The organism is Streptomyces sp. NPDC006326, assembly GCF_040612915.1.
In the GTDB taxonomy this organism is placed as follows: domain Bacteria; phylum Actinomycetota; class Actinomycetes; order Streptomycetales; family Streptomycetaceae; genus Streptomyces.
In genome coordinates this window covers 1-11,373 of the sequence record NZ_JBEXRC010000093.1, presented here as the reverse complement: position 1 = coordinate 11,373, position 11,373 = coordinate 1, and the positions used below count along the sequence as shown (strand labels likewise).

Sequence of the window (11,373 nt, the reverse complement as noted above, 5' to 3'; positions counted from 1 at the left end):
GGTTTGGGGGGGTGGTGTAGGGGTGGGGCCCCCACCCCGCCGCCCCGCCCCCCAGCCACCCCGCCCCCACACAGGCCCGGGCGCCCTGGACGTTCGTCCAGTTGGGCGCTCCACCTGGACGCCAGGGCCCGCGCCCGCTCCACGTACGTGTGGGTCGACGGCAGACGGGATGGGAGCAGACGCGGGTAGGGCGGCGGGCCCCAGCCACCGAGCACGCTCCGTCCGACTGGCCTACGACACCTGCATCGGATTACGGGGCCAGCGGTTGATCAGAGCGCCACCCAGCGAAGCAACCGTCACGAGAACGGACTCCCCGAAGATCGCCGTGGAACAGTACTGCTGCCTCTGGCCTGCGCGCCGGCGGATTGGCCAAGTAGACGTTGATGTGATCCCAAGTTTGAAGGTCCTCAGGCAAAGCCTCATACCAGGCCAGCCCTCGGATGTTGCAACCCCTGCACAGCAGTCCCCGCACACACTGCCCACACGACGACCCCCGTCGACAGCAGCGGTGATCATGATCGATATGCCACCATGACGGGCCTTCCCACGAAAGGTCGCCGCCGTTCTGGCCGCACAGCGGGCAGGTGTCATCTTGAGCTCTCAGAATCGCGTTTACGCGTGCGAGCGTCAGGTTGTGTCGCCTCGCTTGGCGGATCGCGTTGCGGCACTGCGGGCATTTCTTGCCCTTGGAACCCGCCTCGATTCGCCACAGGATGTCGCTGCATACCGTGCACCGCTCACCTAATGATTCGGCATAGGCGAAGAGTTCTTCGTCGGTTTCCCAATCCACGGCCGCAGAGTAGACGCCGGCACTGACATCCCCTGCTCGTCGTCACACTCGCTCCCCCAGACGGTATCGGTCTTCGTCGAAGAGGCATAGAAGCCGAACACCCCTCCCGAGCCGTCTTGGGGCCGTGGGAGGGCGCTCGTTGGTGACCAACGTTGACAACTGGTGACGGCTCAGCCGCAGGTCAGCAGTTGATCGGTTGCTCAGCCGCAGGTCACAGCAGTGGACCGTCAGTTGTGGCTGGGTTGCGCATCTAGGCACGCAACGACGAACTCGGTGAAACGGCCGGTGTCTGCGAAGTAGTTCGGGTACGCGTCGCGCAGCTGGCTGATCCGGGCGATGTTGATGAGCACCGCGTCCAGGTTCCCGTCGTCCAATGCCTCCAACTCGGTGATCCGGTCCTCTGCGGCGGCCAGCGTCTCGTGTACCGTCACTGTGAGCCGTCCCTCTGTCCGCCAGAGCTCGAGGGTAAGGGTGTTCCGGCGGTCCGTCTTGGCGTGCTCGCCCACGATCGCCGCGTAGCCCCTAAGCCGATCCAGAACGCCGATGTTCGCCTCCAGACGCGCCAACTCAGCCGCCAACTCCTCCCGCGTCCCCTCGGCGCCGGGTACCTGGGTGGTGCCTTCCTCGTACGCCATGAGCGAGCCGACCAGGACGAAGAACCTGAGCACGTCCGCGTCGCCCTTCCCGTACTTCAGCTCGCTGCCCGAGAACAAATCCATGGTCTCGACGGCGGTCGCCCAGGCGTGCTGGAGCAGCGTGCGCACCTGCAGCTCGATCTTCAGACCGTGGTATTCATTTTTCGAAGCTCCGTACTCGTACACCAGGTGAACACCCCGGTAGCCAGAATCACGTGGCCCCGGGTCATCACGTAGGTAGTCGTAGACCTTCTTGACGCGGTTCTTACTCCGCGGCAAGTCCACCAGGACTCTGACCAACTCGTCCACCTCGGCGACGGCGCCGAAGACCACCCGGCAGCCCCCCAAGTCCTGCATGGTGGTCACGCTCATCGTGGGGTGGCGCTTCAGCTTGTCCAGGATCGTGGGCAGGCGCTTCCGGCGCTCGGCCACGACGGCGTTCGGGTTCACGTCGAGCGCTCTCTGCCGCACGGTCACGGTCACCGCGTTCAGAGGAAATGCGTGGGCCAGACGGTAGTTGCTCAGGACCTCCCGCGCCTCCCGGATCTCCTCGGGCGTGCCCGTCCCCTTACCGATCGTCCGGCTCGCGCGTTGGACGCGCTTGTTCGAGTTCTCAGGGACCACCCACTTCTTCATGGTCGCGACCGTACAGGGCCGCGCCGACGCCCGCCTGCGGTTATCGCCGCGGCGAGGGCCGTGCCACATCGTGCGGGGAACCACGGGGAACGAGGGGCATGCTCGGGCTTTGGGGCAGGCCTTCCCTCAGCAGGAGTCCCCTGGAGGCGGCGGCCTATTTGTGGACCAGCATGTGCAGACGGATGACTCATGAGCCCGTGACCTGCTGAAACAGGCGAACCGCACGGGGCCTCCGAAGCCGTGTGCCCCAGTACGCATCTGTGTGCTCCTTCCCGGGCCGTGGCGTCGGTTGGAGGCTGTCCGGGTCCTTACAGACTTCCGGCGGGGAGAGGAGAGAGCGTGACACAGCCGAGATGCGGGGCTCCGAAGAAGAAGGGAGGCCGGTGCAGGCGGCCGGCGGACCTGGGCAGCGGTCAGTGCTGGGAGCATCAAGGGGAGTGGACGGCTCGCTCGCAGGCGGACCGGAAGAAGAAGGAAGCCGAAGCGAAGAAGCAGGAGCTTCGGAAGAAGAAGTGGTCGTGGTGGTGACCGGCCTGACATCCACAGCTGACATCAACGGGTGAGGATGCAGGTGATCGACGACGGTCTCCGAAGGAACGGGAGCCCCCGGCTGTTGGCTGTACGCGGTTAACTTGTTCGAGCTTACAAAGCAGATGTCGGCGGTTCGAAACCGTCCGCGCCCACCAGTACGAGGGCCCCCCGCCGATCATGGCGGGGGGCCTTTGGCGTTCGCATGTCACCCCAACGTGGACGGTCAGGAGCGCGGTCGCGCCGGGTCCCGAAGCGGATGCGATAGGGGTCGCGCACGGCGCGGCGAGATCCGGCGGTGGCGCGCTCCGGGTGGACGCCAGGAGCGCGGGATGGCAGCGGAGCTTCGACCCAGGTCAGGGAAGGTGCAGGCCTCGGACGGCGGCAGGTCCCGTCCCTCATCTCTTCATGTCGACCTTCGCTGCCAGGTGCGCGGACCGTCATCGCGAAGTGCTCGCCCAGCTGCATTGACAGCTGGACTTGAACACGTTCAAGATGATGTCCGTCGCTTCCTTGAGGCGTCGCTACCGGGCATGTGCGAGACACGAGAGGCGGGGCCGTATGGCTGCCGACCGGCATCAGCGGATACGACGTGCATTCACCGGCGCTGCGTTGGGATGTGCGGTGACATTCCTGTTGGCCTCCTGTTCCGTCTATCCGGTCGCAATCAACGCCGTTGATCAGCTGACGGGCGTGTGGTCGTCGTACAACACCGAGGCGACTGTTGAGTTCAAGGACGACGGCACGTTCACGGGCAAGGGCTTGGACAAGTCGGACCTCGGCACCTTTTGGTGCTCCGGGATCGCCGACCGGCAACATGGAACCTGGTCCCATCTCGGAAACTTTACCGAGGTCACCTTCGACGGCGTGGACTGCGAGGGCATGCAATTCGCCTTCTACGGCTCCCAGTCGCACTTCATCGCATGCTTCACCCGGGACGTGACTTCCGGGTGCACAGAAGAATTCAGGAAGGCCGATCCGAGTGATCCCGGCCCTGAACCGACTACTTGATCGCCACGTTACGGGACATGTGTCATGACTCGTCAGCCGGAGGGCGCATCGGATGTTTGGGCTGCACAGACCTTGGTTGGGGGCCTTTGGCATCCGTGCCTGACACCACCCACGCCGGTGCATGGGCCAAGAGCGGCGGTGCCGTGGGCTCCATGAATTCTGGGTCCCGCTCTGGGCAGGTCGAGAGCACCACGTCACGGCCGAGACCGATGGTGTTGCGCTTGTCTTGACGTGGGACGCCGATGCGCGGATCGCGGTGCGGGACCTAGGGGGAGAGGTGGTCGTCGAGGTGAATGCCGCGGGGGTTTCAGGACGCCGGCCGGGCATCTGCTCGTGCTGGCCGGCGATGGGGTTCGCGGGGGTTTCGGGGGCGGGGTGGGCGTGGGATGGTCGGGGGATGGGCGAGTGGCTCGCGGTGGGCGGGGCGGTCCTGGGGGTCGCCGGGGTGCTGGTCGTACTGGAGAGGGGGGCCGGGGCGGCGTTCGAGCGGAGGCGTGATGCGGAGCGCGCGCGGCTGCTCGCGCAGGTTGGCGGGCCGCAGGAGGCGGGGGACCCGAAGTACGCCGATGTGGGCGGGATACCGGCTGGGCGGGACGAGGGCGGTGGCGACTTCACCTCCGTACTCGTCGAGTACTACGCCTACGGGCTGACCCAGGCACGCAGCAGCTTCGCGACCAGCCAGCGGTTCGCCGGAGTGGGCGCCACCATACTGCTGCTCGGGGTGGCCCTGGCCGTGTGGAAGGCCGAAAGCAGCGGGGACCTGTACCTCGGGGTGGTGACCAGCTCGGTCGGGCTGGTCGTCACGATCGTCGGGCACCTCTTCCACCGGCGCGCCGACGTCGCCCTGCGGCACATGGCCGCCCAGACCGCCTCCCTGCGTGAGGACCGCCGGGCCGCCGCGGCACTGCGGCAGGCCGTCGCGCTGCTCGACGAGGTCGCGGATCCCGAGCTGCGGGCGCGGCTGCAAGCCGGCCTGATCATGAAACTGTCCGGGGCCGAGCTGCCCCAGTAGCGGGATAGTGGGGGTATGTGCCGTTCCATTAAGACCCTGCGCCCGCCCGCCCTCCCCGAGAAGGCCACGGAGGAGGACATCCGTGCCGCCGCGCTCCAGTACGTACGGAAGGTCTCCGGATTCCACGCGCCGGCCGCGCACAACCGGGAGGTCTTCGACGCGGCGGTGGAGGCCGTCGCGGAGGCCACCCGCGACCTCCTCGACGGCCTCCGGATCAGAGGAGCGGCCCCCGCCACCGCCTCGACGGGGTCAGCTCGCGCGGGCGCGCCGGCGTAGCACCCAGATGCCCGCACCGACGGCGCCCGCGACGAGGGTGCCGCCCACGGCGATCTGGGCCGTGTTCATCGCACGGGTGCTGCCGCCCAGGCCGCCGCGCGCCGCCCCTGACAAGACCTGGAGGGAGACGGTGACCCGCTCGCCGTCGCCGCATTCGAAGGTCACGTTGTACGAACCCGGGCTGGCGTCGCGGTAGACCGTGGTCGCGCCGAAAAGGGTGCCGCTCTGCAGATTGCCGGAGCCCAGCCGCGCCTCCCCGAACGCACTGGACGAGGCCCTGCCGACGTTGCTCCGGCAGCCGGAGAGGTTCAGGCTGACCCGGCCGCCCGGCGAGACGACGGTGGGGGAGACGCTGGCGGAGGGGAACGCGTACGCGGCGGTGGCAGGAGCGGCGGCGGCAATGACCGCGGCCGCGGCCACAGCCCTCATCAGCTGAGCGGAACGTGTCGCGGGCATGGAGAGAACTCCTCGGCTCCTCGAAAAGGCGCGGCCCGGCCACGGATGTGACGCGGATTCGGCAGCGCACCGTGCTTCGGACGCTAGGAGCCCCGGCACCCGGCGGCGATCGGGGCCGGGTGAACGGGTGAGCCGTTGCTCCGCCCGGGGGAGGCCGCTACGCCCCGGCGGCCGTCGGCGCGGGGCGGCGGACCAGGAAGGCGGCCAGGGCGCCCGCGGCGAACAGGGCGAGGACCGAGACAGCCGTGCCCAGCCAGGCGGCGCCGAGCCACTGGGTGCCGAAGTATCCCAGGGCCACGCTGTAACCGGCCCAGGCCATTCCCGCCAGCACCGACCACGGCAGGAACTCCATGACCTTGCGGTGCGTCTTGCCCGCGCCCAGCGAGACCACCGAGCGCCCCGCCGGGGCGAAGCGGGCGATCACCACCAGGGCCCCGCCGCCCCGGGCCAGGGCCGTACCCAGACGCTCCTGGGCACGGGTGAGCCGGCGCGACCGTGCGATGGCCCGGTCGAGCCGGGCCCCGCCCCGCCGGGCGAGCCGGAACGCGGCCATGTCGCCCAGCACCGAGGAAGTCGTGGCGATCACCAGCAGGGCCAGGATGTCCGGCACCTGCTCGGGCCCCGGCACGGGCACAGGCCCCGCCGCCCCGGCAGCCGCCGCGGCCGCCGCAGCCGTGATCACCAGCACCCCGCTCGGCAGCACCGGAAGGAAGACGTCGAGCACGACGGACAGCGCCACCACGGCGTAAATCCATGGGCTCGTGGTCAGCGACCCCAGAGTCTCAAACAAGCGGGACTCCCCAGTCCGGTTGACGTGCTTCCGCGTGAAGCGCCGCGACGTCGCGGGGGAGCGGCAGGGGCGGCTTGACAGCCATACAGCGTACGCCTGGCGTTGGCGCCCCTGTCGCCCAGGTGCCCCTGCGCACCCCACGGTGTGTCAGGTCGCCGAATCCGCCGCCGTCAGCTCCCGATCCAGCACCGTGACCAGCCGGGCCCCCTTACGCCCCTTTCGCCCCCTGCCCGCCGGGCGCGCCTGGTCCAGCCGCAGCCGCGCCGAGCGGCCCGCCAACGCCAGCGTCATCAACTGGTTCCCGAACCACGGCCCACCCGTACGCCGCCAGCTCAACGGCGGCCGCCCCGTCCGACCGTGCCGGGAGAACCCGCGCCCCAGCCAGCGCCCCGCACGCGACCACCCCAGCCGGAACCCCCACTTCACCACCGTATGCACCGAGTTGTGCACCGGCGAGCACGTCAACTGGAACATCCGGGCCGTGCTCGGTATTCGAGGCTCGGCCACATACGCGTGATGGACGTCCCCCGACAGCACGCACACCGTCGCCGGCGCCCGAGGACCCGTCCCCACCTCCTCGATCAGATCACTGAGCGCCGCGAACGAGGCCGGGAACGCCGCCCAGTGCTCCAGATCGCTGCGCCGGCGCAGATCCTCCCCGATCCGCTCCCACCGAGGCCCCCGCTCACCCCGGCACAACGCCGCATTCCACACCTCCGCATCATGGATCAGCGGCGGCATCAACCACGGCAACGAGGACCCGATCAGCAGATGGTCATACCCGCCGTGACCCGCCAGCGCGTTCTCCCGCAGCCACTGCTGCTCCGCCGGGTCGAGCATCGCCCGCCCCTCCTCCGCCAGCACCCGCGCCGCCCGCGTATCCACCATCAGCAACCGCGACCGGCCGAAGTCACGCCGGTAACTCCAGCGCACCGAACCCGGATCCGCGTCGGCCGCGGCGGCGAAGGCCCGCAGCGCATCCGTACCGTCCGGAGCCGTACGGACCCGCTCGTACAACGCGTCCGCCGCGAGCTCGGCCGGCGAAAGATTGCCGAGGTGCTGATACACCCAGTACGACATCAGCCCACTGAGCACCCGCTCCCGCCACCAGGGCGTCGCCCGCATCTCCGCCAGCCACGCCGCACTGGTGTTCCAGTCGTCCACCACGTCGTGATCATCGAAAATCTGCAGGCTGGGAACAGTGGACAGAAGCCAGCGGATCTCCGGGTCGAGCCAGGACTCGTAGTACAGCCGGGTGTACTCCTCAAAGTCCGCCACCTGCGCACCCGGAGCCTCACGCAGATCCCGCCGCGCCGCCAGCCACTGCCGGGTCTCCCGCGACAGATGGTCCGCATACACCTGGTCGCCCAACAGGAGCAGCACGTCCGGCCGGACCGCCTCCGGGTCGGCGGCCAGCCGCGCCGCGAGGGTGTCCAGCGCATCAGGGCCGTGCGGACCCCGCCGGCCGGCAGGCGGCGCAGCCTGCCGACAGGAACCGAAGGTCACGCGCAGCCCCGGCGCCGGCCGCCCGGGCGCCGCGACGGCCGGGGTGGTGATCACGCTCGGCGGAAAGGAACTCTCCGGCAAGGGCCACACGCGCCGGCCGTCGAGCAGCACCTCGTAGGCAGTCGCGGTCCCCGAGGTCAGGCCGGTCACCGGCACCAGCGCGTAGTGGTGCCCCTCTATCTGGAACGTACGCACACTGCCACCGGACCCGTCGGCGCAGCGCACCTCGGCCGTGCACGGGCGGTCGGCCTCGACCCAGATCGTGGCCGAACCGCCCGTCTCCCAGTCGACGTAACGCAGCAGTGGCCCCAGACGCAATCCGGCCATAGAACTCCCCCTCCTCCGTAGCCCCTTCGATCACGGTACGACGAGGAGGGGGAGCCTGGCCTCCCCCTGGTGGGGGATAGCACACGCACGCACGGGGGAGGCGGTGGGCCGGTGGACGTGCGGCGGGCGGGGATGCCCGGGCAGCGTCGCCGTCAGCAGCCGTTGAGGATGCCGACCAGGGCCGACTTCTCGCCGGAGTCCATGCTCAGACCCCAGTACTGCTTCACCTCGACCCACATGCGGGCGTACGTACAGCGGTACGCGGTGCGCGACGGCAGCCACTTGCCGGGGTCGAGGTCGCCCTTGGCCTGGTTGACGTTGTCGGTGACCGCAATGAGCTGCGGGCGGGTGAGGTCGTTGGCGAACTGCTGGCGCTTGCTGGTGGTCCAGGAACTGGCGCCGGAACGCCAGGCCTCGGCGAGCGGGACGACGTGGTCGATGTCGAGGTCGGCGGCGGCGGTCCACGTGGCGCCGTCGTACTCGGAGTACCAGCTTCCGCTGACGGACGCGCAGCTGGAGTCCACGACGACGTTGGCGCCGTCGCGCTTGAGGACGGTCTCGCGGGTGTTGCAGGTGCCGGAGACGGTGGTCCAGTGGGGGAAGAGGCTTCGGCTGTAGCCGCTGGTGGAGCCTTCCGCCTGCGGGGTGACTGTGGCCAGGTAGGAGCGGGCGGCCGCGGCGCTGATCGGAGTGGGCGGGGAGGCCTGGGCGGCGGGCGCGCTCACGAGGGAGGTGAGGGCGGCAAGCGCTGCAGCTGACGCGAGCACGCCAATTCGACGCGCGTAGACGGAGGGTATGCGGGCCGTGAGGGCCATGTGGGGGCTCCCTGGATGCGGGCGGTCGGGGGTGGATCAGCCCCGGCGGGGCGCGGCCATGGTGGCGGCCCCGGATTGCGCGGGGGCGGGCGTCAGGTTACAGCCATACGACATGGGCACGTCAGGTGCGGGAGGCGGCAAGGTGCTCTGGTTTGGCGGAGGTCGGGGTTCCGGGGGGCGTTGTGGTGGTGGTGTGGTGGTGGTGCGGTGGTGCGGTGGTGGTGGGGGGAGGGTGCGGCGCCTGGGCGGCTCGCTGCTTGGCCGCCTCGCCGACCTGGGCGCCTCGCTGTCCGGCTGCCTCGCTGCCCGGGTGCCTCGCTGCCCGGCCGCCTCGCTGCCCGGGTGCCTCGCTGCCCGGCTGCCTCGCTGCCCGGCTGTCTGGCGCGTGCGGGACCTTTGGCCTATTTCGGGCGTGCGGAGACGTCGCGTACCCTGTGAGGAGCAGAAGGGGAGTAGCTCTTCGCCGGAACGTCGACATACTGCTGGGTCACCCCAGCCGGCGCCCGGAGGCAGACCGCGCAGGTGGGCTGCCAGCGAGACCTTCGGCCGCAGTGTCCTGTCCCAGGTTCATGTGCACCCGTCCACGCGTCGGGGCGCGTGGACACCGTCAGGGCGCCGCCGAGCCGAAGCGACCCCTGAATCACCCCAGGTCTCTCGGTACCGATGGCGTCCTGCCCGACCGATCGAGGTTCCACCCCGTGCTCAGCGCCAGCTTCAGCATCACCGTCACGGCCATCGCGTTCGGCGTCGTCTTCCTCGCCGAACTCCCCGACAAGACCGCCCTCGCCGGCCTGATGCTCGGCACCCGCTACCGCGCCTCGTACGTCTTCGCCGGAGTCGCCGCAGCCTTCGCGGTCCACGTCGTACTCGCCATCGCCGCGGGCAGTGTCCTCACCCTGCTCCCGCACCGGTTGGTCCAGGCCGTCGTCGGAACCCTCTTCCTCGCCGGAGCGGCCATGCTGCTGCTGAAGAAGAGCGACGAGGAGGAACACATCAAGGCCCCCGCCGACCAGTCCTTCTGGAAGGTCTCCGGCGCGGGCTTCATGCTGATTCTGGTGGCCGAATTCGGTGACCTGACCCAGATCATGACCGCCAACCTCGCCGCCCGCTACGACAACCCCCTGTCCGTCGGCATCGGCGCCGTCCTCGCCCTCTGGGCGGTCGCCGGCATCGGCATCCTGGGCGGGCGCACCCTCATGAAGTACGTGCCGCTGCGCCTGATCACCAAGGTCGCGGCGTGCGTGATGCTGGCGCTGGCCGGGTTCTCGCTGTACGAGGCGATTGCGGGCTGACGGGGGCGGGGGGCTTCGGGGGGCGGGATGCCCGCACCCGGCATCGGAGAAGTTCCGGGGGCGTCCCGTCAGTCCACTGTCCTTCCGTGTCATGCCGGGCCGTCAAGGGCGCTCTCTTCGTTCGCGTCGCTTCGCGATGGCCTTCGGCCACCCTTGACCGCCCGGCCCGCCCCGGAAAGACAAAGACTGCCGGGAAGCCCCCGAAGGATGGCCGGGGGGTGACAGACCAGAAGCGGGGAGGTCAGCGATGCAGGCGCCGTTTCCCGCCGCCCGTCCCCCATCCGGGGCCGATAGGCCCCCTGTTCCGAGCCCAACCCAGGTCAAGCCGCACCCGAGACCAATGAGATGACCATCCGGGGCGGATCTCGTCCACCAGCGCCTCAGATCGCTACACAGCCGGTCCCGGCATAGCGTCCGCGGCCCGTCTGGGGTTGCTCATAGGCGCGGCAGATCACTACGGAGCTGATCTCGGCTCGGCGGCCGGCGGGCCGGGGATGGACCGCGGCAGATCGCTACACAGCCGGTCCCGGCTTGGCGTCCGCCGCCCGTCCGGGGCTGGGATGGCCGCCACGGATGGCAGTCATGACGCCAGTGATGGGCCAGCGGATGGTATGTCCCGATTTGGCAGCCGGCTGGGCGGCGAGTGGGCCTTTGACTGAGCGTGATGACGAAAAGTCTGGCATCCGGCTCCTTCCGGGCCTCTGCCCGCCCCCAGATGCGCACTAAGGGCCCTGTTGAGGACCCGATGGGGCCCGAAGGGCCCGAATGTTGCTTGGATCGGTCCCAGAGTGCGGTCAGTGGGCTGACCGTGGGCGGCACGCGAGGGGATTCGTCACGCTCGCCATCCTCGCCGCCTGATCCCCCGCTTCCCTGCCTGAGCTGCTGAAGAGCCTGTCGTCTCGTCCGATCAACCCCGGACGGGCCGCGGACGCCAAGCCGGGACCGGCTGTGTAGCGATCTGTCGCGTATATGAGCAACCCCAGACGGGCCGGGGACGCTATGCCGGGACCGGCTGTGTAGCGATCTGGGGCGATGGTGGCCTCTCCCGGCTCCGGATGGTCATCTCATTGGTCTCGGCTGCGGCTTGACCCGGCCGGGGCTCGGAATGGGGGGCCTATCGGCCCCGAATGGGGAACGGGCGACGGGAAACGGCCCCTGGATCGCTGATGGGCCCGTATGTCCATCTGTCCCCCCGGCCATTCCCCGGGGGCTTCCCGGCAGTCTGTTGTCTTTCCGGGGCGGGCCGGGCAGTCAAGGGTGGCCGAAGGCCATCGCGAAGCGACGCGAACGAAGAGAGCG

Annotated in this window: 11 protein-coding genes; 5 read left to right on the top strand and 6 right to left on the bottom strand. The window is 69.5% G+C overall.

Annotated elements, in window-relative coordinates:
• Positions 1-250: 250 nt before the first annotated feature.
• Entirely contained in the window at positions 251-790 is a 540-nt protein-coding gene (locus ABZ128_RS35030) for an endonuclease domain-containing protein (protein WP_356853887.1), read from the bottom strand.
• Positions 791-1,017: 227 nt separating this feature from the next.
• A complete protein-coding gene (locus ABZ128_RS35025) occupies positions 1,018-2,061 on the bottom strand; it encodes a RelA/SpoT domain-containing protein (protein WP_356853886.1) in 1,044 nt (347 codons plus the stop codon).
• 437 nt (positions 2,062-2,498) lie between these two features.
• Here ABZ128_RS35025 and ABZ128_RS35020 point away from each other — a divergent pair, with 437 nt between their 5' ends.
• From ABZ128_RS35020 to ABZ128_RS35005, 4 genes are all read left to right on the top strand, one after another.
• Positions 2,499-2,624 carry a hypothetical protein gene (locus tag ABZ128_RS35020; RefSeq protein ID WP_356853884.1) on the top strand — a complete coding sequence of 42 codons (126 nt, stop codon included), beginning with the start codon at positions 2,499-2,501 and terminating at the stop codon, positions 2,622-2,624.
• A gap of 526 nt (positions 2,625-3,150) precedes the next feature.
• Positions 3,151-3,600 carry a hypothetical protein gene (locus tag ABZ128_RS35015; RefSeq protein WP_356853882.1) on the top strand — a complete coding sequence of 150 codons (450 nt, stop codon included), beginning with the start codon at positions 3,151-3,153 and terminating at the stop codon, positions 3,598-3,600.
• A 397-nt stretch (positions 3,601-3,997) separates the two neighbouring features.
• Positions 3,998-4,612, top strand: coding sequence for a hypothetical protein (locus tag ABZ128_RS35010; protein ID WP_356853881.1), 615 nt, complete (start codon positions 3,998-4,000; stop codon positions 4,610-4,612).
• 15 nt (positions 4,613-4,627) lie between these two features.
• Positions 4,628-4,888 carry a DUF2277 domain-containing protein gene (locus ABZ128_RS35005; protein WP_356853879.1) on the top strand — a complete coding sequence of 87 codons (261 nt, stop codon included), beginning with the start codon at positions 4,628-4,630 and terminating at the stop codon, positions 4,886-4,888.
• Here ABZ128_RS35005 and ABZ128_RS35000 read toward each other — a convergent pair.
• The 4 genes from ABZ128_RS35000 to ABZ128_RS34985 all read right to left on the bottom strand — a co-directional run bounded on the left by ABZ128_RS35000 (position 4,862) and on the right by ABZ128_RS34985 (position 8,782).
• Positions 4,862-5,344, bottom strand: a complete 483-nt coding sequence (locus tag ABZ128_RS35000) for a hypothetical protein (RefSeq protein WP_356853877.1) — start codon at positions 5,342-5,344, stop codon at positions 4,862-4,864. The two genes, ABZ128_RS35005 and ABZ128_RS35000, sit on opposite strands and share 27 nt — an antisense overlap.
• A 157-nt stretch (positions 5,345-5,501) precedes the next feature.
• Entirely contained in the window at positions 5,502-6,134 is a 633-nt protein-coding gene (locus tag ABZ128_RS34995; protein ID WP_356853876.1) for a VTT domain-containing protein, read from the bottom strand.
• 147 nt (positions 6,135-6,281) lie between these two features.
• Positions 6,282-7,967, bottom strand: coding sequence for an alkaline phosphatase D family protein (locus tag ABZ128_RS34990; protein WP_356853874.1), 1,686 nt, complete (start codon positions 7,965-7,967; stop codon positions 6,282-6,284).
• A 152-nt stretch (positions 7,968-8,119) separates the two neighbouring features.
• Positions 8,120-8,782: an HNH endonuclease family protein gene (locus ABZ128_RS34985; RefSeq protein ID WP_356853873.1), complete on the bottom strand. Its 663-nt coding sequence runs from the start codon at positions 8,780-8,782 to the stop codon at positions 8,120-8,122.
• Between the two features lie 698 nt (positions 8,783-9,480).
• Here ABZ128_RS34985 and ABZ128_RS34980 point away from each other — a divergent pair.
• The gene (locus ABZ128_RS34980) at positions 9,481-10,074 is read left to right on the top strand and encodes a TMEM165/GDT1 family protein (RefSeq protein ID WP_356853872.1); all 594 of its coding nucleotides are present in this window, start codon (positions 9,481-9,483) and stop codon (positions 10,072-10,074) included.
• Positions 10,075-11,373: the final 1,299 nt, after the last annotated feature.

Excerpts from the sequence above, each read along its gene's own strand:
- ABZ128_RS35025 (WP_356853886.1), bottom strand. The coding sequence starts at position 2,061 with ATGAAGAAGTGGGTGGTCCCTGAGAACTCGAACAAGCGCGTCCAACGC.
- ABZ128_RS35015 (WP_356853882.1), top strand. The coding sequence starts at position 3,151 with ATGGCTGCCGACCGGCATCAGCGGATACGACGTGCATTCACCGGCGCT.
- ABZ128_RS35010 (WP_356853881.1), top strand. The coding sequence starts at position 3,998 with ATGGGCGAGTGGCTCGCGGTGGGCGGGGCGGTCCTGGGGGTCGCCGGG.
- ABZ128_RS35005 (WP_356853879.1), top strand. The coding sequence starts at position 4,628 with ATGTGCCGTTCCATTAAGACCCTGCGCCCGCCCGCCCTCCCCGAGAAG.
- ABZ128_RS35000 (WP_356853877.1), bottom strand. The coding sequence starts at position 5,344 with ATGCCCGCGACACGTTCCGCTCAGCTGATGAGGGCTGTGGCCGCGGCC.
- ABZ128_RS34990 (WP_356853874.1), bottom strand. The coding sequence starts at position 7,967 with ATGGCCGGATTGCGTCTGGGGCCACTGCTGCGTTACGTCGACTGGGAG.
- ABZ128_RS34985 (WP_356853873.1), bottom strand. The coding sequence starts at position 8,782 with ATGGCCCTCACGGCCCGCATACCCTCCGTCTACGCGCGTCGAATTGGC.